This is a genomic window from Streptomyces sp. NPDC107765 (assembly GCF_055657085.1).
Genome location: NZ_JBVKBL010000004.1, coordinates 343,982 through 367,053, shown reverse-complemented (window position 1 = coordinate 367,053; position 23,072 = coordinate 343,982). Strand labels below are relative to the sequence as shown.

Annotated in this window: 18 protein-coding genes; 11 read left to right on the top strand and 7 right to left on the bottom strand. The window is 72.9% G+C overall.

The annotated features are described in order from the left end of the window. Positions 1-46: 46 nt before the first annotated feature. On the bottom strand, positions 47-1,315 hold the full coding sequence (gene cbiE / locus ACZ7MX_RS13220) for a precorrin-6y C5,15-methyltransferase (decarboxylating) subunit CbiE (protein ID WP_472131639.1): 1,269 nt from the start codon (positions 1,313-1,315) through the stop codon (positions 47-49). A gap of 239 nt (positions 1,316-1,554) precedes the next feature. Here cbiE and ACZ7MX_RS13215 point away from each other — a divergent pair, with 239 nt between their 5' ends. Continuing rightward, positions 1,555-2,814 (top strand): hypothetical protein, encoded by a 1,260-nt coding sequence (locus tag ACZ7MX_RS13215; RefSeq protein WP_472131638.1) that lies wholly within the window; start codon positions 1,555-1,557, stop codon positions 2,812-2,814. Then, the gene (locus tag ACZ7MX_RS13210) at positions 2,811-3,407 is read left to right on the top strand and encodes a hypothetical protein (RefSeq protein WP_472131637.1); all 597 of its coding nucleotides are present in this window, start codon (positions 2,811-2,813) and stop codon (positions 3,405-3,407) included. The genes ACZ7MX_RS13215 and ACZ7MX_RS13210 overlap by 4 nt, the downstream gene beginning before the upstream one ends. A gap of 31 nt (positions 3,408-3,438) precedes the next feature. Here the strand turns inward: ACZ7MX_RS13210 and ACZ7MX_RS13205 are convergent, their stop codons facing one another. Beyond that, positions 3,439-5,586 (bottom strand): regulator, encoded by a 2,148-nt coding sequence (locus tag ACZ7MX_RS13205; protein ID WP_472131636.1) that lies wholly within the window; start codon positions 5,584-5,586, stop codon positions 3,439-3,441. Positions 5,587-5,767: 181 nt separating this feature from the next. Between ACZ7MX_RS13205 and ACZ7MX_RS13200 the strand changes: the two genes are divergently transcribed. The 5 genes from ACZ7MX_RS13200 (at position 5,768) to ACZ7MX_RS13180 (ending at position 12,476) form a co-directional block, all read left to right on the top strand. Continuing rightward, a complete protein-coding gene (locus ACZ7MX_RS13200; protein WP_472131635.1) occupies positions 5,768-8,989 on the top strand; it encodes an AfsR/SARP family transcriptional regulator in 3,222 nt (1,073 codons plus the stop codon). 179 nt (positions 8,990-9,168) lie between these two features. After that, positions 9,169-9,315, top strand: a complete 147-nt coding sequence (locus ACZ7MX_RS13195; RefSeq protein WP_472131634.1) for a hypothetical protein — start codon at positions 9,169-9,171, stop codon at positions 9,313-9,315. 214 nt (positions 9,316-9,529) lie between these two features. Next, on the top strand, positions 9,530-10,585 hold the full coding sequence (locus ACZ7MX_RS13190) for a cation diffusion facilitator family transporter (RefSeq protein ID WP_472131633.1): 1,056 nt from the start codon (positions 9,530-9,532) through the stop codon (positions 10,583-10,585). A 116-nt stretch (positions 10,586-10,701) separates the two neighbouring features. After that, positions 10,702-11,361, top strand: coding sequence for a hypothetical protein (locus ACZ7MX_RS13185; RefSeq protein WP_472131632.1), 660 nt, complete (start codon positions 10,702-10,704; stop codon positions 11,359-11,361). A gap of 137 nt (positions 11,362-11,498) precedes the next feature. After that, positions 11,499-12,476, top strand: coding sequence for a hypothetical protein (locus ACZ7MX_RS13180; RefSeq protein WP_472131631.1), 978 nt, complete (start codon positions 11,499-11,501; stop codon positions 12,474-12,476). A gap of 16 nt (positions 12,477-12,492) precedes the next feature. Here the strand turns inward: ACZ7MX_RS13180 and ACZ7MX_RS13175 are convergent, their stop codons facing one another. Then, positions 12,493-13,434 (bottom strand): NADP-dependent oxidoreductase, encoded by a 942-nt coding sequence (locus tag ACZ7MX_RS13175; protein ID WP_472131630.1) that lies wholly within the window; start codon positions 13,432-13,434, stop codon positions 12,493-12,495. A gap of 320 nt (positions 13,435-13,754) precedes the next feature. Between ACZ7MX_RS13175 and ACZ7MX_RS13170 the strand changes: the two genes are divergently transcribed. Both ACZ7MX_RS13170 and ACZ7MX_RS13165 read left to right on the top strand, forming a co-directional pair. Further along, positions 13,755-14,510 carry a response regulator transcription factor gene (locus ACZ7MX_RS13170; RefSeq protein WP_472131629.1) on the top strand — a complete coding sequence of 252 codons (756 nt, stop codon included), beginning with the start codon at positions 13,755-13,757 and terminating at the stop codon, positions 14,508-14,510. Between the two features lie 103 nt (positions 14,511-14,613). Beyond that, a complete protein-coding gene (locus ACZ7MX_RS13165) occupies positions 14,614-15,771 on the top strand; it encodes a betaine/proline/choline family ABC transporter ATP-binding protein (RefSeq protein ID WP_472131628.1) in 1,158 nt (385 codons plus the stop codon). Positions 15,772-15,893: 122 nt separating this feature from the next. Here the strand turns inward: ACZ7MX_RS13165 and ACZ7MX_RS13160 are convergent, their stop codons facing one another. Genes ACZ7MX_RS13160 through ACZ7MX_RS13150 form a run of 3 tightly spaced genes read right to left on the bottom strand, consistent with a single transcriptional unit; the run spans position 15,894 to position 18,291 of the window. After that, a complete protein-coding gene (locus ACZ7MX_RS13160; RefSeq protein ID WP_472131627.1) occupies positions 15,894-16,853 on the bottom strand; it encodes an ABC transporter substrate-binding protein in 960 nt (319 codons plus the stop codon). Beyond that, positions 16,850-17,527 (bottom strand): ABC transporter permease, encoded by a 678-nt coding sequence (locus tag ACZ7MX_RS13155; protein WP_472131626.1) that lies wholly within the window; start codon positions 17,525-17,527, stop codon positions 16,850-16,852. The genes ACZ7MX_RS13160 and ACZ7MX_RS13155 overlap by 4 nt, the downstream gene beginning before the upstream one ends. Continuing rightward, the gene (locus ACZ7MX_RS13150) at positions 17,524-18,291 is read right to left on the bottom strand and encodes an ABC transporter permease (RefSeq protein ID WP_472131625.1); all 768 of its coding nucleotides are present in this window, start codon (positions 18,289-18,291) and stop codon (positions 17,524-17,526) included. Before ACZ7MX_RS13150 ends, ACZ7MX_RS13155 begins: the two co-directional genes overlap by 4 nt. 205 nt (positions 18,292-18,496) lie before the next feature. On the opposite strand from ACZ7MX_RS13150, the gene ACZ7MX_RS13145 reads away from it, so the two are divergent. Then, positions 18,497-19,309, top strand: a complete 813-nt coding sequence (locus ACZ7MX_RS13145; RefSeq protein WP_472131624.1) for a polysaccharide deacetylase family protein — start codon at positions 18,497-18,499, stop codon at positions 19,307-19,309. 122 nt (positions 19,310-19,431) lie between these two features. Here ACZ7MX_RS13145 and ACZ7MX_RS13140 read toward each other — a convergent pair whose 3' ends face one another. Then, complete coding sequence (locus tag ACZ7MX_RS13140) at positions 19,432-20,742, bottom strand: alpha/beta hydrolase (RefSeq protein ID WP_472131623.1); 1,311 nt, start codon at positions 20,740-20,742, stop codon at positions 19,432-19,434. Positions 20,743-21,270: 528 nt separating this feature from the next. On the opposite strand from ACZ7MX_RS13140, the gene ACZ7MX_RS13135 reads away from it, so the two are divergent. After that, positions 21,271-22,914, top strand: coding sequence for a vWA domain-containing protein (locus tag ACZ7MX_RS13135; RefSeq protein ID WP_472131622.1), 1,644 nt, complete (start codon positions 21,271-21,273; stop codon positions 22,912-22,914). Positions 22,915-23,072: the final 158 nt, after the last annotated feature.

The window sequence follows — 23,072 nt, the reverse complement described above, 5'->3', positions numbered from 1 at the left end:
GAGGGCGATACGGGGAGGGGTGCGGTAGGGGGGCGGAGGCCGCGGGTTACGGCCGGCCTTCCGGCCGTTTGACCGCCGCCCACTGGGTCACCGGCATCGCCTGCCGCCAGCCCGTGAAGCCGCCGACCGGAGCGGCGTGCGCGACCGCCAGCCGGACCAGTTCGCCGCCGTGCCGCCGGTACCGGTCGGCGAGCAGCGCCTCGGACTCCAGCGTCACGGTGTTGGCGACGATCCGGCCGCCCGGGGGCAGCGCTTCCCAGCAGGCGTCCAACAGGCCGGGGGCGGTCAGCCCGCCGCCGATGAACACCGCGTCCGGGGTGGGCAGGCCGGCCAGCGCGGCGGGCGCGGGGCCCTGGACGACGCGCAGTGCCGGGACGCCGAGGGCGTGCGCGTTCCGGCCGATCCGCTCGGCCCGTACGGGGTCGCGTTCGACGCTGACGGCGCGGCAACTACGGTGCGCGCGCAGCCACTCGATGGCGATGGAACCGGAGCCGCCGCCGATGTCCCAGAGGAGTTCGCCGGGGGCGGGGGCCAGCGCGGCGAGGGTGGCGGCGCGGACGTGGCGCTTGGTGAGCTGGCCGTCGTGCTCGTAGGCGGTGTCGGGGAGGCCGGGGACGGTGGAGAGCGGCACGGTGCCGGGCTCCCGGGCGCAGTCGAGGGCGATGACGTTGAGCGGGTCGCCGGGCGCCCGGCCCCAGTCGGCGGCATGGCCCTCGGTCAACTGCTCCCGGTCGCCGCCGAGTTGCTCCAGTACGTGCATCCGGGTCGGCCCGAAACCGTGCGCGCGCAGGAGGGCGGCGACCTCGGCGGGGGTGCCGGCGCCGGCGGAGAGGACGAGCAGCCGGTGGCCGTCGTACAGCGCGCGGGCCAGGTTCTCGACGGGCCGCCCGACGAGCGTGACGACCTCGGTGTCCTCGACCGGCCAGCCGAGGCGGGCGCACGCGTGGGAGACGGAGGAGGGGTGGGGCAGCACCCGGAGCCGGTGCCCGGCACCGCTCTTTGCCAGGACCTCGGTCAGCGTCCGCCCGATCCCGTAGAACATCGGGTCACCGCTGGCCAGGACGCACACCCGGCGTCCGGCGTGCGCCGCGAGCAGCCCGGGGACGGCGGGGCGCAGCGGCGAGGGCCAGGTCACGCGCTCACCGGGGCACTCCCCGTCGGGCAGCAGCGCGAGCTGACGGGCGCCCCCGATGAGGACCTCGGCCGCCCGCAGCACCTGCTGCGCGGCCCCGGACAGACCCGCCCAGCCGTCGGCTCCGATGCCGACGACGCTGAGGTGCTCGGAACCGCCCGGTGCGGATGGTGCGGGGCTCACTGCCGTTACCTCTTGCCTCTCGCCTCGGGACCTCAAGCGCGTGTCGTACGGGAGCGGAAACTCTACTGACCGGGGTGGGCGCGGCCGCGACCGGGACGGCCCCACCGCGCCTCGTACGGCCCGCAAGGTTTCCGCAAGGGTGCGGCAAGGCTTTCGTCCGGCCCTCCGGGCATTCCCCCCACAACGGACCGTCCATGACGGTTCGAGCAGCGTCGACATCGCACAGACTGGGGGATGCCATGACGGCATTGCGGGTGTTCGAAGGCAGGCAGCACCAGTTACGGGAGTGGCTGACGCTCCCGGGACGCAAACGCGTCCTGGTCGTCGTGCACACCGTGACCTACGGGAAGCGGCTGCAGGAGGTCTGCTGCCTCCTGGAGTCGGACCTCCGGGTCCAGGTGGTCTTCACCGCTCCGCCACACCCGTTCAGCGACGGGGTGGCACGGCTCTTCGAGCGGCTGGGCGGAGCCGTACTGCCGTGGGAGGAAGCCGTCCGGATGGAGTTCGATCTCGCGCTGGCGGCCGGGCCCCGCGGTGTGGAACAGGTCCGGGCGCCGCTGATCATGCTTCCGCACGGCGCCAACTTCCTGAAGCGCGTCACGGAGGGGGCGGACACCCGCGTGGCGGGACTCGGCCGCCAGGACCTCATACCGCGTGGCAGGGCACTGCCGGCCGCGGTGGTGCTGCCGCACCGGGACGACCTGGTGGGCCTGGCGCACTCCTGCCCCGAAGCGCTGCCGGTGGCGACGGTGGTCGGGGACCCCGTCCACGACCGGATGGTGGCCAGTCTGCCCCGGCGCGGTGCCTACCGCCGCGCGCTGGGGCTCGGCAAGGGGCAGAAGCTGATCGCGGTCGTCTCCACATGGGGGGCGTCTTCGTCCTTCGGACTGATCGAGGTGCTGCTGCCCCGGCTGCTGGAGCTGGTGGGCCACCACCGCAAGGTGGCGGTCCTGATGCACCCCAACGTCTGGTCCGGGCACGGCGCCTGGCAGGTCCGGGCGTGGTTGGCACAGTGTGTCCGGCGGGGCGTCGCGGTGGTGCCACCGGAGGCGGACTGGCGTTCCGTACTGATCGCGGCGGACGCGATCATCGGGGACCACGGGTCGGTGACGCTCTACGGGACGCTGACCGGGGTGCCGATCCTGCTGGCCGCCTCTCCGGAGCAGGAGATCAACCCCGCGTCCCCGGCCGCCGCGCTCGCCCGTACGGCGCCCGCGCTGTCGGCGGCCCACTCCCTGAAGAGCCAGCTGGCGTACGCGGCGTCCGAGTACCACCGTCAGCACCGGAAGGAGTACGCGCCCATCGCCGCCCGCATCACCTCCGAGCCCGGCCGGTTCAGCCGGAACATGCGCCGGCTGCTCTACGGACTGCTCGGCCTCGGCCAGCCCGCCCATCCCGTGCCCACCCTGCCGCTGCCGCTGCCACCGCCGCTGGCGGCCTGGTCTGCCGCGCCGAGCGACAGGTACGGCCCGGACACCGGGACGGGGGTGTCGGCATGACGGCCGCGGCCACGACGGGTGCCGCCTGGGCCGTCCGCGGACGCCGCCGGGTGCGGGTCGCACGGTGCCGGGCGGCGGGGAACGGCGCCTCGGTCGCCGTCACGGTCTTTGTCGGGGAGCCCGCGGGCGCCTCGGCCGATGCGCGCTTCAGCAGCAGCGGAGTCGGGCCGACCACCAGGGAGGCCGCCGAGATCGACGAGCACTTCGCGGTGGACGCCGAAGCCTGCACCGACGAGCGGTTGCTGGCCTGTGCCGACGTGCTGCACGGCGGACGGCCCTGGCCGGCCGATAGCGCGGTGGCCTGGGCGCGGGAGCTCCTTCTGCGCTACCCGGGATGCCGGCTCGCCGGGGTGCCGCTCATCGGGGGCGGCTGGGTCGTCGCGGAACGCTTCGGCGGCTGCCGGCTGCTCCCGACGGTGTTCCGCCGGTCGTCCCTGGCGTACCCGCAGCGAGGGCGGGCGGCGTGGGAGTACTCCCTGATGGCCTCGTGCCTGCACGGCCTGGTCCTGACCGGGCACTCGCTGGACGAGCTGCTGCCCCTCACCGTGCTGTCGCTCGCCCGGCACGGCGCACCGCCGGCCCGTCAGGCATAGGTGCGCGGGCGCTCAGCCGGGCGCCGACCCCTCACGGATCTGCTGGCTCCACCGGAGCGGTGGCCAGCAGATCCGTCATCCGTTGCGCATCGGACGGGCTCTGCAGGGCGTACAGGTCCCTGGCCCGTACGAAGCAGTCGCGCGCCGTCCGGGCGTCCATGTGCTCCGCGGCGCTTTGTCCCAGCATCTCCAGCACGCGCGCCTGCCACGGCGTGGCCCCGGCCTCCTCGAAGACCAGCAGTGCCGCCGCCAGTTCGGAGACACCGTCGTCGTACGCACCGGCAACGGCCCGGGCCCGCCCGTGGAAGGCGAGGGCACGGGCGGCGTCGTAGGGATCGTCCACGGCGAGGAGCGTCGTCCGGGCCCGGTCGAAGTACTCCGCCGCGGGCCGCCCGTTCCAGGTCGCGCCCGGTGACTCCAGCGCCATCTCGCCCAGGACGATGCGCGACAGGGCCGCGCCGCGCGGGTATCCGACGGCCTCCCAGGTCTCGATGGCCTGGTGCAGGAAGGTGCTCGCCTCGGGGAACCGGCCGGCCTGCCGGTGCGCCGAGCCGATCCCGTGCAGGGCCTGGCCTTCGTCCCGGGCATCACCGGCCTCGCGGGCGGCGTCCAGTGACCAGGAGAACCATCGGACGGCGTCGTCGACGCGCCCGGCGACGCTGAAGCCGATGGCGCCGGAGTTCAGCATCTGGCGTTCCGCGACCCGGTCCTGGCTGCGTCGGGCGGCCTGCAGGCCCACCGCGTGAGCCTCCAGCCACAGCTCGTGGTGGCGCAGACGGTGGAAGAGCGGCCAGAGCGCGTCGACGAGTTGCCAGGCCAGGTCGTCCCAGCCTTCCTCGTACGCGGCACGCACGGCCGCGAGGAGGTCCAGACGGTGCCCGTCGAGCCAGCCGAGCGCACCCGACGAGTCCGTGAAGGGGCAGGGCAGCTCGGGCGGGTGGACGTACGTGCGGCGCAGCGTCAGCTGGATCGGGGACAGGTGGCGCTGGGCCTCGGTAGCGGTCGCCAGGTACCAGTCGCAGACCCGCCGTAACGCCTCGCTCCGGGCTTCGGGAGGCTCCTCCGCCCGTCCCCGCTCCGCGGCGTGCAGGCGCACGAGGTCATGAAAGCGGTAGCTGTCCGGGCCGATGTCCTCCACGAGGTTGGCCTCGACCAGGGCGTCGAGGAGCTGTTCGGCCTCCTCCAGCGGGACCGCGCAGGCCGATGCGGCGAGGCGGGCCTCCACGGTGCGGGCCGGCAGCAGCGCCAGGCGGCGGTACAGCCGCGCGGCGTCGTCCGCCAGCACCGCGTAGGACGCGTCCAGCGCGTGGTGCACGGAGGATTCCCCCTCGATCGTCAGTGCGGCCAGCCGGCGCCGGCCTTCGGTGAGCGACTCCACCAGGGAACGCATCGGCTGCCGGGGGCGGGACGCCAGCCGGGCGGACGCCAGGCACAGGGCCAGGGGGAGCCCGCCGCAGAGGTCGATCAGCCGGTGTGCGTCCCGGGCTTCGCTCCGCACCCGGTCGGCCCCGACCCCCCGGGAGAGCATTTCTTCCGCAGCGGCCGGGTCGAGCAGGCCGAGCTGGTGGTGGAGCGCGCCGTCCGCGCGCAAGCCGGTGAGGCGATGTCTGCTCGTCGCCACTATCAGGCCGGTGCGGCCGTCCGTCAGCAGCGGGCGGACCTGTGCCGCCGAGAACGCGTTGTCCAGCATCACCGAGACCCGTGAGCCTGCGGTGACCGAGCGCCAGAGCGCGGTCTGCTCGCCCAGCCCCGCCGGTACCGGGCCGATGCCCAGCGCCCGCAGGAACTGGCCGAGCACTTCGGACGGTGCGGCGGGGCCGTCGGCGGAGTGCCCGCGTAGGTCCGCGTACAGCTGGCCGTCGGGGAACTGCTCGGCGAGGCCCCGCAGCCACCGTGAGACCAGCGCGGTCTTCCCTATGCCGGCCGGCCCGGAGACGACGATCAGCGGCGTCGACCCGTCCGGGTGGCGGGTGCGGAGCCCGTTCAGCGCGGCGAGGTCCCCTTCGCGATCGGTGAAGTGCGGGGACACCGGGAGGAGTTGCCGCGGCACCGGCAGCCGGGCCGGCCGGGCCGCCGGATCGCGCGCGTGGATGTGGATGCCGCCGTGGACCTCGCCGGCCTGGACGCTGGATCCCTCGATCCTTGCCGAGCCCCCTATGGCGTTGCCGTCCCGATGCATCTGCCGCCCCCGTTCCGATCGGTCACGGATCGCTTCAGCTCTTCCCCAAGGAGAGGGACGGGAGTCCCCCGCACGGATCCGGCCACTCCATCCCGGCCAGCCCCGAGGCTCTCTGGCCTCTGCCTCTGGCGAGTGCCATGCTCGCTACAACAGATGGTGCGCCGATCAGGGGGAGGCGCTGATGGACATCTACGTACTCGGCCCCATTTGTCTCGGTAAGGAACAGCGCAGAATCGGCCTCGGCTCCGACAAGGAACGCTGCGTGCTGGCCTCGCTCGCCTTGTCGGCCGGTCGGCCGGTGGCCCTGGAAACCCTCGTCGACCGGCTGTGGGACGACACCCCACCGGCCAAGTCCCGCCAGTCCGTGCACACTTACGTCTCGCGGGTCCGCAGGGCGATCCGTACGGCCGGACCGGACACCGCGCCGCGGATCACCCAGCACGCCCACACCTACACCCTGGCCATCCCACCGGACCGCGTCGACTGGCACCGCTTCCAGCGGCTGACGGCCCGGGCCCGGGCACAGTCCGCGAAGGGGGACGACAGCTCCGCGGCAGCCCTGCTCCACGAGGCCGAGGGCCTCTGGGACGAGGAAGCCCTGGCGGGGCTGCCGGGGCTGTGGCCGGAGCGGATGCGGGCCCGGATGGCCGAGGAACGCCTCGGCGCCGCGACCTCCCGAATCGCCGCCGAGCTGCGGTTACGGCGGTTCCACGGGGTGCTCGGCCCGCTGTCCTCGCTCGTCGGCCAGTACCCGCACGACGAGATGCTGCTGGAATACCTGATGTTGGCCTATTACGGCTGTGGACGGCACGCCGATGCGCTGCGCGTCTACCAGAGGGCCCGCCGTCGGCTGCGCGAGGACCTCGGCGCCGACCCCAGCACCGAACTGACCCGCGTCCACCAGCACATCCTGCGCCGCGCACCGCTGGGTGAACTGCTCGGCCCGCCGACCGTTCCTCGCCCCAAGGCGAAGCCCGCCCCCGCCGGCCCCCGGAACCTGCCCCGCCACACCACGCTCGTGGGGCGGCGTACGGAGTTGCGGCGGCTCTGTGCGGCCCTCGACGATGCGGCCGGCGCCCCTGGCCCCGCCCCCGGCGCGGTCATCGCGCTGGAGGCGATTTCCGGCATGGCCGGGGTGGGCAAGACCGCCGTGGCGGTGGCCGCCGCCGAACGCCTCGGTGAACGCTTCCCCGATGCCCAGCTCTACCTGGACCTGCGCACTCATGCCCAGGTCCATGAGCCGCTGAACCCCGGGGCCGCGCTGGCCCAGCTGCTGCGCCTGCTGGGTACCGCGCCGGATGCGGTACCCGGGGAGATCGAGGAACGCAGCGCGTTGTGGCGCACCTTGATGGCGCAGAAACGGGCGGTGGTCATCCTCGACGACGCCGGCGACACCGACCAGGTACGGCCGCTGCTCCCCGACCACGGCTCGTCGTCGCTGGTCATCATCACCAGCCGCCGCCATCTGGCCGGTCTGCCCGGAGCCCACTGGCTGGCTCTCGACGTGCTCCCCCCGGACGACGCGACGGCACTGTTCCGGAAGTTCGCCGGGGAGGAACGCACCCACGACGACGCGGCGGTCCACCACATCGTGCGGCTGTGCGGCTATTTGCCGCTGGCGATCGAAATCGCGGCGAACCGGTTCAACGCCCGGCCGTCATGGACCTTGAGCACCCTGCGGGAACTGCTCTCCCGGGGCCCGGGGAGGATCAGCGAATTACGCGACGGCTATTCGGAGATTGCCCGCGCATTCGAGATGTCGTACCAGACCCTGACCGCGCCCCAGCAGATCATCTTCCGGCGGCTGGCACTGCACCTGGGCTCCGAGTTCGGACCGCACGCCGCAGCGGCTCTGGTGGATCTTCCGTTGGCCGAAACGGAGCGGCTGCTGGAAACCCTGCTGCACTGCCACTTGCTCCAGGAGCCCACGCCGCACCGCTATCGCTTTCACGATCTCCTCGCGGAGTACGCCCGCATGCTGGCCTTCTCCGAGGACACCGAGGAGCAGCGCGGCGCCTCGCTGCGGCGGCTGGTGGACTTCTACCTCCGGGCGGCGGACGCCGCCGACCGGCTGCTCTACCCACGGCGCTTGCGTCTCCCCCGGCCCGAGGCCCACAGTGCCCTGCCACCCCTGCCCTCCTTGAGGCACGCGGAAGCCGCCAAGGACTGGCTGACGACGGAACGAGCGAACCTCCTGGCCACCGAGCGCCACGCCCGCACCCACGGCCCGTCCGACCGGGCCGCGACCCTGAGCCACGTGCTCGCGGGCTTCCTGGACGCCGAATGCCATTGGACCGACACCGACCGGATGCAACGCCGTGCCGTCGAGCACTGGGAACGTACGGGCGATCGCCATGCGCTGTGCCTGGCGCTGCTGGACCTCAGCGGCACCCACGCCAACACCTCGCGCTACCCCCAGGCCGAGGCGGCCGCCCGGAGGGCGCTCGACCTCGCCCGCGCGGTGGGGGCGCCGGACGCGGAGGCGGAGGCGCTGCGCGGGCTGGGGATCCTGCAGTGGCACCTCGGGCGGAACCACGAGGCGCTGAGCCTGCACCAGGAGACGCTCGGGATCCACCTGCGGTCGGGCGACACCTGGGCCCGGGCCCGCTGCGAGAACAACATCGCTATTGCGCTGCTCTATCTCGGCGAGCATCAAGATGCCCTGCAGCATTTCACCCACGCCATCCGCAACTTCCGGCTCGCCGGAGACGAAAGGAACGCCGGAAAGTGCATCAACAATCTCGGTGATTTGCATATGCGTATGGGAAATCTGGAGAGCGCAAGGCATTGTTATGAGGAATCCCTCACCCTTGCCCTCACCTACGGCAGTCTCGCCGACCAGGTCACCACCCAGGCAAATCTCGCCGGGCTTCTCCTGATGTCGGAAGATACCCATGACCTCACCTCAGGTCTGGATATGTACCAGGAATGCCTCTTCACCTTCCGCCGGCTCGGCGACCGCCGGAACGAGGCCAATGCACTGATCGGGATCGGCATCGGCCACCACCGACTCGGCCGGTACACGGACGCTGCCGGACACCACACCCGAGCGCTGGAGCTGGCCCGCGACATCGGCGCGGCCCACGAAGAGGCCCATGCCCTGCACCGACTCGGCACCGCGGAGGCGGCCCTGGGGAACCTGGGCGAAGCCGCCGGCCACCTCGAAATGTCCCTCGCGCTCGCGGACCGCATCCAGGAACCGGAGCAGCAGGCCCGTTCATTGGACGCGCTCGCCGACGTACGACTGCAGGAAGGGCGCCGCGAAACGGCCCAAGAGTTGTGGCAAAATGCCTTTGGCATATTCCAAACACTCGATGCCTCGGAAGCCGCCCGGATCGGCCGCAAGCTGGCCTCGCTCACCGAAACGGAACCGCACCCCAAGCGCCGTCACCTCAGCCCCTGAGGTGGATTGCTACGTATCTGCACTTTGCGAAACTTACTGCCTGATCTCGTTTGCGCTGTGCGCTTCCTTCATGGTCAACTCCTCTCGCCCATCGCTTTGAACAGAGTTATCCAGGGACGAAGTTGAGAAATTATCTGAAGCGTGCCGGGACGAGTGCCGCAGTAATCACCGCCGGCACGATGGCGGCAACGCTGGGCCTCCAGGCCCTCGGCGCCCAGCCCGCCGCGGCGGCCCAGCCCGCCCCCGCCGAACGACCGATAGCCGCCGCTGCCACGAGCAGCGCCTCGGACACGATCTGCATCCCGACGTTCCACCGCGGCGGCTGACACCCGCAGCCGACGGGCGGCCACCCCGCACCACGACCGCCCGTCACCCGCCGCGCGGGCTCACCCCGGCGCGCCGGTCACGACCGCCGCCTCACCCCCTGACCAGGCACGACACGCCGTTCGACGGTAATGACAACGGTCACCGGTGCAGCCTTTGGATCTTTTGCCGAAGTGCTGTTTGCTTCGCAAGGAGGGGACCGGAGGAAGGAGCGCCATGAGCGGCGACGCGCACAGCCACGGGCAGGGCCACGGGCACAGCCATGCGCACGGTCACAGCCATGCGCACGGGGTGGCGCCGGACGCCGACCGGCGGTGGTTGCGGGCCGCGCTCGGGCTGCTCACCGCGTACATGGCGGTCGAGGTCGTCATCGGTGTGCTGGCCGGGTCGCTCGCGCTGATCTCGGACGCCGCCCACATGCTCACCGACGCGGTCTCGATCCTGCTGGCGCTGATCGCGATGCGGCTGGCGGCGCGGCCGGCGCGCGGCGGGTACACGTACGGCCTCAAGCGCGCCGAGATCCTGTCCGCGCAGGCCAACGGCATCACCCTGCTCCTGCTGTCGGTCTGGCTGGCGTACGAGGCGGTGCAGCGGCTGATCTCACCGCCCGCGGTGGGCGGGGCGATGGTCCTGTGGACCGCGCTGTCCGGGATCGTGGTGAACCTGATCTGCACCTGGCTGCTGTCCAGGGCCAACCGCTCCAGCCTGAACGTCGAGGGCGCCTACCAGCACATCCTCACCGACCTGTTCGGCTTCGTGGCCACCGCGCTCTCCGGTCTCGTCGTCATGACCACGGGCTTCGAGCGGGCCGACGCGATCGCCACGCTCGTCGTCGTCGCGCTGATGCTGCGGGCCGGTACGGGGCTGGTGCGCGAGTCCGGGCGGATCTTCATGGAGGCCGCGCCGGCCGGGCTGGACCCGGACGCGCTGGGCGACCGGCTGGTCGCCCAGGACGAGGTCGTCGAGGTGCACGACCTGCACATCTGGCAGATCACCTCCGGGCAGCCGGCGCTCTCCGCGCACATCCTGGTGGCCCCCGGCGGAGACTGCCACAAGGTGCGCCGCGGCCTGCAGGAGCTGCTGAGCGGCGAGTACCGCATCACGCACGCCACGCTCCAGGTCGATCACGTCGGGGAGCAGGCCGAGGCCGGCGAGGTGCTGACGCTCGGCCCGCGGCCCGGCACCGGGGCACGGGCCGAGCCGCCCGCCGCCCCCGACCACTGCGAGGACGCACACGGGCCGGTGCACCGGCCCGGGCCGCACCGGCACTAGGGTCCGGGCCCCGCGGTCACCGCTGCGCCCTCACTCGGGTGAACCCGGAGCGGTGGCGGGCCGCATGACACCGGTCGCGGACGGCGCGATGCTGCGATGGCGGGATGAGAACCGGCATGAGGACCGCCGTCGTCGGCGCGCTGCTGTGCGCCGCCCCGCTCCCCGGCCCGTCCGCCCTCGCGTACGCCCCGCAGGCACCACAGGTCCCGCAGGTCCCGCAGGTCGCGCAGGCGCCGCAGGCGCCGCCGGCCGTCTCCGTGACGGTCGCGGTGACGGACGGGACCGACGACGCCGAGGCGGGGCGGCGGCTCGACTACCGCGTGACCGTGCACAACCTGGGCGCCGCCGACGTGCACGGGGTCCGGGTCGAGCAGCGGATGCCCGCGACCACGACCTCCGTGACCGCTCCCGACGGCGTCGTCGAGGGCCGCGGGACGGAGGAGCGGAAGGTCACCTGGCGGGCCGATCTGCCGGCGCACGACATCCGGGTGTTCACCGCCGAGGCCGTGCTCGGTGACCGTCCCGCCGGCGCCGCCACCGCCGCGCCCGGGACCCTGCGGGCCGCCGCCACCGCCTGTGTGTACCTGGGCGGTTCCTACGCGCCGTTGGCCTGCTCGGGCGATGTGGACGACCTGCCGGCATCCCGGGCCGAGGACGCGGACGGCGGTGGCTGGGCGTGGTGGGCGATGGCCGCCGCGGCCGCGGCGCTGCTCGGGCCGGGGGCGGTCCGGGCGGTGCGCCGCCGGCGGGCGGCCGGCCCGGGCGCCACCGGCTGAGCCCCCCGCCGACGGCCGTGCGCACCGTGAAGAGCTGAGCTCACCCATTGGCACCGGTCCCGGTCGCGGGCGCCGGGCGTTCGCACTTGCCTGGAAGGTGGTCGCCGTGATCGCCGTGCAGGAAAGGACAGGACGCAATGCCAGCGAGCGCACCCGTACGCCTGGGCGGGCGGGTGACGGAGGGGGACAGGCCGCCGGCCGGACCGCGGTGGCCGGGGCGCGCGCTGGCCGGCGGGGTGCTGCTGGTCGTGGGGGCGCTGCTGCTGCCGCTGAGCCTGGCCGCCACCTGGGCGCGGTACCGACTGACCGAGACGGACGGCTATGTGGCGGCGGTGGCGCCGCTGGCCGGGAATGCCGCCGTGCAGCAGGCCGTGGTCGACGACGTGACGGACTCGGTGATGGCGCACGTCCGGATCGACGGGCTGCTGAAGGCCGTCAGCCCCGCCCGTCGGCCCGCGGTGCGCCGCCATTTCACCCGCGGCATCCGGGAGTTCGTGGCCAAACAGGTGCGGCAGGTGGTCACCGGGCGCGGCTTCCCGGCGATGTGGAAGGGCGTGCACCGGTCCGCGCACCGGACGCTGGACGGCAGCCTCGCCGCGTCCGGCGACCCCCGTGCCCCGGTCACGCTCGATCTGACCCCCGTCGTCGAACGGGTCCGCCGCGAGGTGGCGCACCACGGCATGGGGCTGGACCTGCTCCGCCGGGTGCCGCGGTCCGGGGTGGAGATCGTGCTGCTCAGGGCCCGCGAGGTCCCGCGGATCCGGGCCGGTTACGAGGTCGTCCGCAGGGGGGCGCTGCTGCTGCCGCCGGCCGCCGCGCTGTGTCTGGGCGGCGGGCTGCTGCTGGTGCGGCGCCGGCGGCGGGCGCTGGTCTGTGCCGGTACGGGCTGCGCGGCGGCCGCCGCCCTGCTGGCCGTGGCGCTGGCGCTGGTGCGCGGCCGCACGCTGGCGGCACTGCCCACGATGGTTTCCCGGCCCGCCGCCGGGGCGTACGCCGATGCGCTCACCGGACCGCTGCGTACCGGGGTCTGGCTGCTGGTCGGCGCGGGGGCGCTCACCGCGGTGCTGGCCGCGGCGGGGCCGCCGGCGGTCCGGGCCTGGCGGAACCGGAGCTGACGCCGGGTCGGGTCGCTCAGACCGTCAGGACGGTCTTGCCCTGGGCGCGGCCGGTGCGGCTGGCCTGCAGGGCTTCGGGGGCCTCTTCGAGGGGGACCTCGCGGCCGACGAGGACCGTCAGCCGGCCCGCGTCCACGTGCCCGGCCAGGATCTCCAGGAGCTGCGGCGAGGGGCGGTTGACGAAGTTGAAACCGCGCAGGTTCTGTTCGGTCAGCTCGTCCGCGTCCGCCGAGCCGATCAGCGAGACGGCGGTGCCCCCGTCGCGTACGGTCCGGGTCAGCTCGGCGAACTCGGCGGGGCCGCCGGTCATGTCGATCAGCACGTCGACACCGTCCGGGTGGGCCGCGAGGACCTGGTCGGCGACCGGGCCCGCGGTGTGGTCGACGGTCTCCGCGGCACCCAGCGTGCGCATCAGCTCCGCCTTGGCCGGGCGTGCGGTGGCGATCACCTCCGCGCCGCGGCCGGCCGCCAGCTGGGTGGCGAAGGTGCCGACGCCACCGGTCGCACCGACGATCAGGACCCGCTTGCCCTCACCGATCCGGGTCTCCTCGACGAGGTTGTACGCGGTCATGCCGGCCGTCGGCAGCGCCGCGGAGGTCGCGTAGGTGACGGTGCGGGCGGCGTGCGCGATGCGGTTCTCGTCGGCGAGGGCCAGTTCGCAGTACGAGCCGCCGCCCCGCTCCGGCCGCTGGAACTGGCCGAACACCGCGTCGCCGACGGTGAACCGCCGGACCCCGGTGCCGATCGCGAGCACCTCGCCGGCGCCGTCCGTGCCCAGCACCAGGGGAAAGGCCACCGGAACGGCGTCGCCGAACATGCCGTCGGCGATCTTCCAGTCGACGGGGTTGAGTCCGGCGGCGGACAGCCTCACCAGGACCTCGCCCGGCCCTGGTTCGGGCTGCGGCAGATCCATGAGCTGCGGCTGTTCACCGAATGCGCTGACTGCTACGGCTCTCATCGTGGCGTTCCCTTCCACCCTGTCGACCGGTGGCCGGAGTGGATCGTAAGCACGCCGGTGCGGCCGGACGCGGCAGGAGGAGAGGCGGTGCGGCGGAAGCAACTCGTACGGCCCCCGGGCCATGCGCCCAGCCGGGCCGGGGCATGCCGCCAGCCGGGGACCGCCGCGCCGCCCTACCCGCAGGACGCCCGGCCGGGGCGGCCCGGTGGCGGTCCCGCGGTGGGGGCCCGCCCTCCAGCGCGGTGAATTCCCTGGTCCGCGGCGTCGCGGCGCACGACGTTCGCCCCGGAGGAAGGTGCCCCTCGGGTACACATGACGCCATGCGCGTTCTGGTGGTGGCGGACGAGGAATTCCTCGCGGAGATGATCGCGGCCGGACTGCGCCGCGACGCGATCGCCGTGGACATCGCCCACGACGGCCGGGAGGCGCTGGCCAAGATGCGGCTCGACGCGTACGACGTACTCGTCCTGGACCGCGATCTGCCCGGCCTGTACGACGACGAGATCTGCCGGCACGTCGTGGAACGGGGCCTGCTGACCCGGATGCTGATGCTCACCGCGTCCGGCACGGTCCCCGACCGGGTGGAGGGTCGGGTGGCGGGTCTGGGCAGGGGCCCGGGCCTGGGCGCCGACGACTACCTCAGCAAACCCTTCGCGTACGAGGAGTTGCTCGCCCGGGTGCTGGCGCTGGGCCGGCGGACCCGGCCCGCGCTGCCGCTGGTCATCGGGCGGGCCGGCGTCACCGTCGACACCGCCCGCCGGCTCGCGCTGCGCGACGGACGGCCGCTGCCGCTGTCCCGCCAGGAGTTCGGGGTGCTGGAGGTGCTGCTGCGCGCCCAGGGCGCGGTGGTCAGCGGGGACGAGCTGATCGAGGAGGTGTGGGAGGAGCACACCTGCTACCGCACCAACGCCGTCCAGGTCACGCTCAGCACGCTGCGCGCCAAGCTCGGCGACCCCCCGGTGATCGAAACCGTGCCGGGCGCCGGCTACCGACTGTGCGACCGGCCGGGGCCCGCACCGGGCGCCGCGCCGGCTCCCACGCCGGGGCCGGACCACCGGCCGGGCGGCGGCCGGTGAGACTGCCCGGCTGCCCGGCTGCCCGGCTGCCCGGAGAGTCCGGGGCATGACCCGATTGCCCGCATGACGCGAAGGGACGTGAGCAGCGGGATTCAATGAGGCAATGATCCGGTTTGAGTCCGTCACCAAGCAGTACCCGGACGGCACCACCGCCGTGGACGACCTGTCCTTCGAGGTCGAGGAGGGCGAGCTGGTGACCCTCGTGGGACCGTCCGGCTGCGGCAAGACCACGACCATGATGATGGTCAACCGGCTCATCGATCCCACCCGCGGACGGATCTTCGTCGACGGTGCGGACATCGCCGGCGTCGACCCCGTCCGATTGCGCCGCCGGATCGGCTATGTCATCCAGCAGACCGGGCTCTTCCCGCACCGGACCGTCCTCGACAACACCGCCACCGTGCCCTTCCTGACCGGCTGGAAGAAGACCACGGCACGGGCCCGGGCCGCCGAACTCCTGGACCTGGTGGGGCTCGACCCGGACGTCTACGGCCCGCGCTACCCCGACCAGCTCTCCGGCGGCCAGCGCCAGCGCGTCGGGGTTGCCCGGGCCCTCGCCGCCGATCCGCCCGTCCTGCTGATGGACGAGCCGTTCGGGGCGGTCGATCCGGTCGTCCGCGAACGCCTCCAGAAGGAGTTCCTGCGGCTGCAGGCCACCATGCACAAGACGGTGCTGCTGGTCACCCACGACATCGAGGAGGCCATCCGGCTCGGCGACCGGATCGCGGTCTACGGGTCCGGCCGGATCGAGCAGTACGACACCCCCGCCAGCGTCCTGGGCGCCCCCGCCACCCCCTACGTCGCCGAATTCGTCGGCACTGACCGGGCGTTGAAGCAGCTGTCGGTCACCGGGATCGACCGCGGCGACCTCGAACGCCCGCCGTTCGCCCGCCTCGGTGAACCGGCGTCCGAGGCGGCGCGACGGCTACGGGCCGAGGGCGCCCGGTGGGCGGTGGTGCTGGACGAGGACGGCGCACTGCACGGCTGGGTGGGCGCCGACGAACTGGCCGGCGCCGGGGGCACGGTCGCCGGGCACGCCCGCCGGATGGAGGCGTGGGTGCCGGTCACCGGCACGTTGAAGGCCGCGTTCAGCGAGATGCTCAAGCACGACGCCGGCTGGATCGCGGTCCTGGACGGCCACCGCTTCCTCGGCGTCCTCACCCCGACCAAGCTGCACGAAGCGCTGCGCCGCACCATCGACTCGGACGAGCGAGGGGTGCCGCGGGACCGGGCGCGGGTGGACTCGGTACCGACGCAGTGAGGCGCTCTCCCGCGCGTTCACGGCCGGCTGTTTCACGTGAAACGCCGTGGTGAGGAACAGGGGGCCGGTTTCACGTGAAACCTGCGGCCGTCGCAGTCCGCCGCCTGCCGCCCGCCCCCGCCTCAGCCCTTCGGCAACAGCCCCTTCTCCCGCAGGTAGTGACGCGCCACATCCGCCGGCAACCGTCGCCAGCTGTCCACCTGCTCGTTGAGATGTGCCAGGTCAGCCGTGGTCAGGACCGTGTTGAGGCGGTTGAGCGCGGCGGCCGGCCGGGCGCTGCCCGCGCGGGCCCGGTTGACGACGGGCAGCACGTCATCGGCGTTCTGCAGCTTCTTGTCGTCGGCGAGCAGCACCAGCCCGAACTGGTCCAGGGTCGCATCGGTGCTGGTGGTCAGCACCATCTGGTCCTGCCCGTTCTGCACGGCCTGCTTGGCGGGGGTGGTGCCGACGCCCTTGGGGTCGATGGCGGTGAGGTGGATCCCGTACGTCTTCCGCAAACCCGGGGCGCAGAAAGGCCGTTGTACGCATTCCTCGCCCGCCGCGAGGCGCACCGGCAGTTTGGCGCGGCCCAGGTCGCTGAGGGTCTTGAGGTGGTGCGTGCGGGCGTACGCGGCGCTCACCGCGAACGCGTTCTGGTCCACGGCCCGGCCGGGCGGGAGCACGGTCAGCCCGCGGGGCCCGGCCAGCCGGCGCAGTGCGCGCAGCGTCACAGCGAGGTCGGGAGAGGCGACGGGGGGCGCCGTGGAGCCGTGCTCCTTGGCGTTGAGCCAGTCCGCGAAGGTGGCCGCGTACTCCGGCACGACGTCGACCTGCCCGGCCTCCAGCGCCGGTTCGTACAGTTCCCGGTTGCCGACGGTGAGGACGTGGGTGCGGTATCCGGCGTGGTCGAGCAGGGCCGCGTACATCTGGGCGAGCAGCTCGCTCTCGGTGAAGCCGGCCGAGCCGATCGCCAGGTCGCGGCTGTCCCCCGGCGGGGCGGTGATCCGGGAACGGGTCTCCAGGGAGGGGCCGGTGGCGCAGCCGGCGAGCACCGGCAGCGCGAGCAGGCCCAGCGCGGCGACGGCGGCGGCCCCGGCCCTCACCGGCCCCGCCCCCGCGCCCAGCCGCCCGGCGCATACCGTTCGACCAGCTCGAACCCGGCCTCCATCAGCAGGGCGAACACCGCGACCAACACCGCACCGGCGACCACCTGCGGGGTGCTGGCGAGGCTGAACCCCGCGGTGATGATCCGGCCGAGCCCGCCGCCGCCGACCAGCGCGGCGAGCGTGGCGGTCGCGACGAGCTGGACCGCGGCGATCCGCACGCCGGTCAGGACGAGCGGGAAGGCGAGCGGCACCTCGACCCGCCACACCAGCTGCGCCCCGGTCATCCCCATGCCCCGCGCGGCCCGCACCACGTCCCGGTCCACGTCGCGCATCCCGACGTACGCATTGGTCAGCAGCGGCGGAACGGCGAACAGCACCAGCGCGATGATCGTCGGCCACTGCCCGTGCCGGCCGACGGGGGTGAGCAGCAGCAGGACCAGCACGGCGAAGGTCGGGACGGCGCGGCCGACGTTGGCGAGATTGACGGCCAGCGCCCCGCCGCGCCCGAGATGACCGAGGGTCAGCGCGACCGGCAGCGCGATCAGCGCGCTGATGACCAGGCAGGAGACGGTGAGGACGAGATGCTGGACGAGACGGTGCCACACGCCGTTCTCCCCCGCCCAGTTGGCGCCGGTGCTCAGCCAGTCCCAGACCGCCGAGAGGGTGTTCACGCCCGCCTCCCCGATGCCGCCGTGACCGGCTGTCCGCGCCCGGCGGCGGTGCGGCCCCGCCACCGTGCCCGGCGTCCCCGCGCCGTACGGCTCGCCCGCCGCCAGGGTGTGAGCAGCCGTTCCGCGCCGAGCAGCAGCAGGTCGAAGACGATCGCGATCAGGACGCACAGCACGGACGCGGTGAGCACCTGGGCCTTGAAGAACGAGTTCATCCCGGCGTAGATGAGGTTGCCCAGCCCGCCGTAGCCGACGATCGCGCCGACGGTGGTGAGCGCCACCGCCGAGACCGTCGCGATCCGCAGTCCGGCCATCGCGGCGGGTACGGCCAGCGGCAGTTCGACGGTGAGCAGTTGGCGCAGCGGGCCGTAGCCCATGCCGCGGGCGGCGTCCGTGGCCTCGGCCGGTACGCCGTTCAGCCCGGCCAGGAGGTTCCGTACGAGCAGGGTGAGCGAGTACAGGGCCAGCCCGACCACGACGAGCGTAGCGGACAGCCCGTAGACCGGCAGGAGCAGCGAGAACATCGCCAGCGACGGGATCGTGTAGAGGACGGTGGTCACCCCGAGGACCGGCCCGACCGTCCACCGCCGGCGTCGGGCCAGCAGCGCCAGGGGCACCGCGAGCAGCAGCCCGAGTGCCACCGAGACGACCGTCAACTGGACGTGCTGGAGGACCGCGTCGAGCAGGATCTGCCGGCGGGTGGACAGGTAGTCGCCGCAGATCCACTCGTTGCGGGCCAGACAGTCGTCCGGCGGCGGTGCGGTCACGGTAGAAGTCCACCCCGGCGGGGTCGGGGTGTCGCGGCGGACGCGTCCGATCGTGCCCCGGGGGTCGCGCCCATAGCTCTCTCCACCCCATGTATACATCGAGTGTGTACTGCGTGTGTATAGTCCGGGAGGTGCGGCAGCCCCCCCGCAATCGGGCCGTCCCGTACCCCACCGTCCGCAGCACGAGCACCCGAGAGAGCCCCGTATGCCGAAGCACTTCCGCACCACCGGCCGCAGGCGCCGCAGCTCCATAGCCGGGCTGCTGACGGCGGTCTCCCTGGCCCTCGCCGTCAGCGGCTGCGCCTCGTACGACGTGACCGCACCGGCCGACGCCCGCGCCGACGCGACGGGCAGCGCGACCGGAGCGAAGAACGGCAAGGGTGGGGGTGCGGGCGGCGGTCAGGACGTCGACTGCCGCAAGGCCAAGTGCGTCGCGCTCACCTTCGACGCGGGCCCCAGCGAGAACACCGACCGCCTGCTGGACATCCTGAAGAAGGAGAAGGTGCACGCGACCTTCTTCATGCTCGGCAAGAACCACATCGCGAAGCGCCCCGCCGAGGTACGGCGGATCGACGCCGAGGGCCACGAACTGGCCAACCACACCTGGTCGCACCAGATCCTCACCGAGATCGAGCCCGCCGAGGCCAAGCGCGAGCTCTCCCGGGTCCAGGACGCGGTCCGCAAGATCACCGGAAAGACGCCCACGCTGATGCGCCCGCCGCAGGGCCGCACCGACCAAACGGTCTCCGAGGTCAGCAAGGAACTCGGACTGGCCCAGGTCCTCTGGAGCGTGACCGCCAAGGACTACGAGACCAACGACTCGGCGCTGATCACCAAGCGGGTGCTGGAACAGACCGAGCGCGACGGCATCATCCTGCTGCACGACATCTACCCGGGCACGGTCCCGGCCGTCCCGGGCATCCTCAAGGAGCTGAAGAAGCGCGGCTACACGATCGTCACGGTCTCCCGGCTGCTCTCCCCGGCGAAGCCGGAGCCGGGGATGGTGTACCGGCCGTAGCAGCGAAGGCCGTTACCGGCGCGGGGACGCCGGCCCGCCCGGGAATGCCGTGAGCCCGGCCCCACGAAGGGGCCGGGCTCACGGCTATGACTACCAGTGCGTTCCGGCGGGTTCGGGCTCGCTCAGCCCTGCGGCCGCTCGGCCTCCACCCGCCGACGGCCCTTGTCATCGGCCGTCCCGGGGGCCTTGGCCGGCCCGGTCGGCTTCGCCGGGGCGCCGCCCTGGCCCACCTTGGCCCCCGGCTTGCGCTGCGCCGGCAGCGGCACGGTGTCCTGCGGGAACGTCAGCTGCTGGCTCTGCCACTCAAGGGCCGGCACGACCTCGCGCCGCCAGGTCGTGAACTGGTGGCTGCCCTGCGGCAGGATGATCGAGTCCACCGTCATCGGCGCCTTGACCGCGTGGATGAACTGCATGGTGGCGCCGTAATCGGCCTCGCCCTTACGGCTGCTGGCGACCAGCGTGGAGACCTGCGGCGCGGGCAGGTGCTTCAGCCGCCACAGCAGGTCGTGCTCGCGCTCACGCTGGGCACCTTCCGGCCCGGCGCCGAACAGGCTGCCGGTGGTCAGGTCGTCCTTGATCGCGTAGTCGCCCGAGAGCGAGACCGCCGAGGTGTACACCTTCGGGTTGCGCATCGCCAGCTGCAGCGAGCACGTACCACCCGACGAGTACCCGAACGCGCCCCAGGCGCTGGGGTCGTGACCCACCCGGTACGTCGCCTTCATCGCGTCCGGCAGGTCCTTGGTGAAGAACGTCTCCGCCTGCGGCCCGCCCGGCACGTCCACGCACTCGGTGTCGCGCGGCGGTGCGATCGTCGGCCGCACCATCACGATCACGGTCGGCTGCATCCGCCCCTGGGAGATCAGCCGGCCGGCGTTCTGCGGTACCTGCAGATGCTGCGCGAGGTTCATGATCCCGCCCGGGTAGCCGCTGATGACGACCATGACGGGGAACCGCTGCCGGCGGTACTGCTGCTGGAAGTACTGCGGCGGCAGGTAGACGAACCCGGGGTTGATGGCCCGCGTCCGGCGCCCGATGATCCGTACGGACTCGGTCTTGCCGACCCGATTGGCGGGCCCCTTGGGCAGGCCGGTCACCCGGTCCAGCCCCTGGGGGCCGGCCGGCTGGATCAGCCCGCCCTTCATGTTCCCGACGGACGCGTACTGCCCGCCGCCCTGGCTCACGGCCACCGGCGGCGCCTTCTCGTTGTTGCCCAGCAACTCGTCCCAGTTGCCGTAGAACTCGAAGTTCGTATTCACGGCGAGCGCGAGCGCGCACACGATGGACACCTGGGTGACCACGATGGCGCCCAGCCGGCCCAGGACGGGTCCGATCCCGCGCCGCGACAGCCGGGGCCACAGCCACACCGTGGCGGCCACGCAGGCAACCGCCAGCACGATCACCGTGTATTCGAGCGACTGACTGGTCAGCCCCATGCGCCCACATCTCCCGTCACCCTCGGAAGGGTTCTTGCCTTCTTACGGCCGCCTAAGGCACAACGGGCGGCTCCGGACAATGGTCACCGGAGAAGACGGGCACACCTGCGCATCGGATACCTGAACGACTCAGTTCTTACTTACCTCTTGCCACATCGTTTCCGCGGCGTGATGTGCGAGCACCCCGGAAGGCTCCCCGGAACCCCTCGCACCGGCACAGGTCCGGACCAACTCCCCCTCCGCCGCGGCCTCCACGCTCCGCCCCCGGGGTCCTGCCGTCATGGATGTGATATCCCGGCGCCGTGCCACAGCGATGTCGCGACGACCCCGGCCGAAACCCGACCCGACACCGGATCGCCCTAAATGGCCCCCGAACAGCCCACGGATGGCCCACCACACGAGCCGCAGGGTCCCACGATGAGGCCGCTCCCGGCCGCTACGCTTACGTATCCGTCCTGGTCAGGGACATGTCCGTGCTTCACGGACATACGCCGCACCGCACCCACCACACGCAAGAGAGGTTCGCCGATGGGCATTCGGAGTCTGCTGCGCAACGCTTTCGGTCGCTCCAAGGCGACCCGTGAAGAATCCGGCGCGGCACAGAACAGCGCCGCCCCGGAATCCGCGACCATCCCCGAGGCCCGCGAGGAGTCCACCCCGGCCGCGCCCGCCACGTCCCCCAAGCCGTCCGACAAGCCTGCCGAGGCCGAGGTCCCGGCCGCCCGCACGGCACCCGCGGAGCACCCGAGCCCCGAGCCGGCCCCGACGCCCACGACGGCCACCCTGCCTGCCCAGGGCTCCCCGGTGGACGAGGAGCCGCCCGTACGGGAGAACGCGGCAGAGCCCCGGGCCAAGGACGACGACAAGGCCGAGGCCCCCACCCCCGAGGCGGACACCGCCGCGCCCGACACCGCCGCCTCCGACCTCGTGAGCCAGGCGTTCGACAACCCGGCCCCGACCACCAAGCCGGAGCCGCCCACCGCCCCCGAACCGCAGGCCACCCCTGAGGCGGAGGCGACTTCTGAGGCAGAGGCCACCACTGAGGCAGAGGCCACGCCCGAGGTAGAGGCCACCCCTGAGGTAGAGGCCACCCCCGAGGTAGAGGCCACCCCCGAGGCGGAGGCGATCGCCGAACCGGCGGCCACGACGGACGCCGGAACCGTGGCGCCGGAGGCGGAGGCCGACGAGCAGGTGGAGGCTGAGGCCGAGGTTGAGGCCGAGGTTGAGGCCGAGCCGGAGCCGGTGAAGGACGCGACGCCGGAGCCGGCAGCCGAAACCCCGGCAGCCGAGCCCGAGGTCGAGGTCGAGGTCGAGCCCGAGGCCGAGTCCACCCCGAAGGCGGAGGACGCGACGAAGGCGGAGGACGCGACGGACCTCGAGCCGGCCCCGGAGGCCGAAGCGGCACCGAAGGCCGAGGACGCCCCGAAGGCCGAAGCGGCACCGGAGCCGGAGGCCGCGACCGTCCCGAAGGCGAAGGGAGTTCCCGCCGGCCTCCGCCCCCTCCACACCTCTGCCGGCGCCACCCTGGAGAAGCACGGCCTCACCGCCCAGCGTGCCGTCGTCTACCTCGTCCTCGACCGCTCCGGCTCGATGCGCAACTACTACAAGGACGGCACGGTCCAGAACCTCGCCGAGCAGGCCCTCGCCCTCTCCGCGCACTTCGACGACGAGCCCACCGTGCCCGTCGTCTTCTTCTCGACCGACGTGGACGGCACCGCCGATCTGGACCTCACCAACTACGAGGGCCGCATCGAGGAACTGCACGCCGGCCTCGGCCACATGGGGCGTACGAACTACCACTGGGCCGTCAACGCCGTCGTCGACCACTACAAGAAGTCCGGCACCACCGCCCCGGCCTTCGTCATCTTCCAGACCGACGGCGCCCCGACCTCCAAGCCGGCCGCCGAAAAGGCACTCTGCGAGGCGGCGAAGCTGCCCATCTTCTGGCAGTTCATCGGCTTCGGCGACCCGGAGGCCAAGGGCTTCGACTTCCTCCGCAAGCTCGACGACCTGACCGTTCCGGAAAAGCGCGCGGTCGACAACGCCGGCTTCTTCCACGCCGGCCGCGACCCCCGCAGCCTCTCCCACGACGAGCTCTACCAGCAGCTGATGGTCGAATTCCCCGAGTGGCTCACCGAGGCCCGCACCGCCAAGGTCCTCAAGGACGACTGACCCGCCCTGGTCCCCCTTACCCCCTCCGGCCGCGGCCGGGCCCCACGGCCCGGCCGCGGCCGCGTGGCTGTCCGGGGAGGGGCCGGCTGCGGCAGCCCGCGCCCCTGCCAGAAGGGCGAGCCCCCCGCCGTCGAGCCGCCGCGGACGCTGTCCGCACT

What these genes read in the sequence shown, in the direction of transcription:
- ACZ7MX_RS13215 (WP_472131638.1), top strand. Translation starts at nt 1,555, where the DNA reads ATGACGGCATTGCGGGTGTTCGAAGGCAGGCAGCACCAGTTACGGGAG.
- ACZ7MX_RS13210 (WP_472131637.1), top strand. Translation starts at nt 2,811, where the DNA reads ATGACGGCCGCGGCCACGACGGGTGCCGCCTGGGCCGTCCGCGGACGC.
- ACZ7MX_RS13205 (WP_472131636.1), bottom strand. Translation starts at nt 5,586, where the DNA reads ATGCATCGGGACGGCAACGCCATAGGGGGCTCGGCAAGGATCGAGGGA.
- ACZ7MX_RS13200 (WP_472131635.1), top strand. Translation starts at nt 5,768, where the DNA reads ATGGACATCTACGTACTCGGCCCCATTTGTCTCGGTAAGGAACAGCGC.
- ACZ7MX_RS13195 (WP_472131634.1), top strand. Translation starts at nt 9,169, where the DNA reads ATGGCGGCAACGCTGGGCCTCCAGGCCCTCGGCGCCCAGCCCGCCGCG.
- ACZ7MX_RS13190 (WP_472131633.1), top strand. Translation starts at nt 9,530, where the DNA reads ATGAGCGGCGACGCGCACAGCCACGGGCAGGGCCACGGGCACAGCCAT.
- ACZ7MX_RS13185 (WP_472131632.1), top strand. Translation starts at nt 10,702, where the DNA reads ATGAGGACCGCCGTCGTCGGCGCGCTGCTGTGCGCCGCCCCGCTCCCC.
- ACZ7MX_RS13180 (WP_472131631.1), top strand. Translation starts at nt 11,499, where the DNA reads ATGCCAGCGAGCGCACCCGTACGCCTGGGCGGGCGGGTGACGGAGGGG.
- ACZ7MX_RS13175 (WP_472131630.1), bottom strand. Translation starts at nt 13,434, where the DNA reads ATGAGAGCCGTAGCAGTCAGCGCATTCGGTGAACAGCCGCAGCTCATG.
- ACZ7MX_RS13170 (WP_472131629.1), top strand. Translation starts at nt 13,755, where the DNA reads ATGCGCGTTCTGGTGGTGGCGGACGAGGAATTCCTCGCGGAGATGATC.
- ACZ7MX_RS13165 (WP_472131628.1), top strand. Translation starts at nt 14,614, where the DNA reads ATGATCCGGTTTGAGTCCGTCACCAAGCAGTACCCGGACGGCACCACC.
- ACZ7MX_RS13145 (WP_472131624.1), top strand. Translation starts at nt 18,497, where the DNA reads ATGCCGAAGCACTTCCGCACCACCGGCCGCAGGCGCCGCAGCTCCATA.
- ACZ7MX_RS13140 (WP_472131623.1), bottom strand. Translation starts at nt 20,742, where the DNA reads ATGGGGCTGACCAGTCAGTCGCTCGAATACACGGTGATCGTGCTGGCG.
- ACZ7MX_RS13135 (WP_472131622.1), top strand. Translation starts at nt 21,271, where the DNA reads ATGGGCATTCGGAGTCTGCTGCGCAACGCTTTCGGTCGCTCCAAGGCG.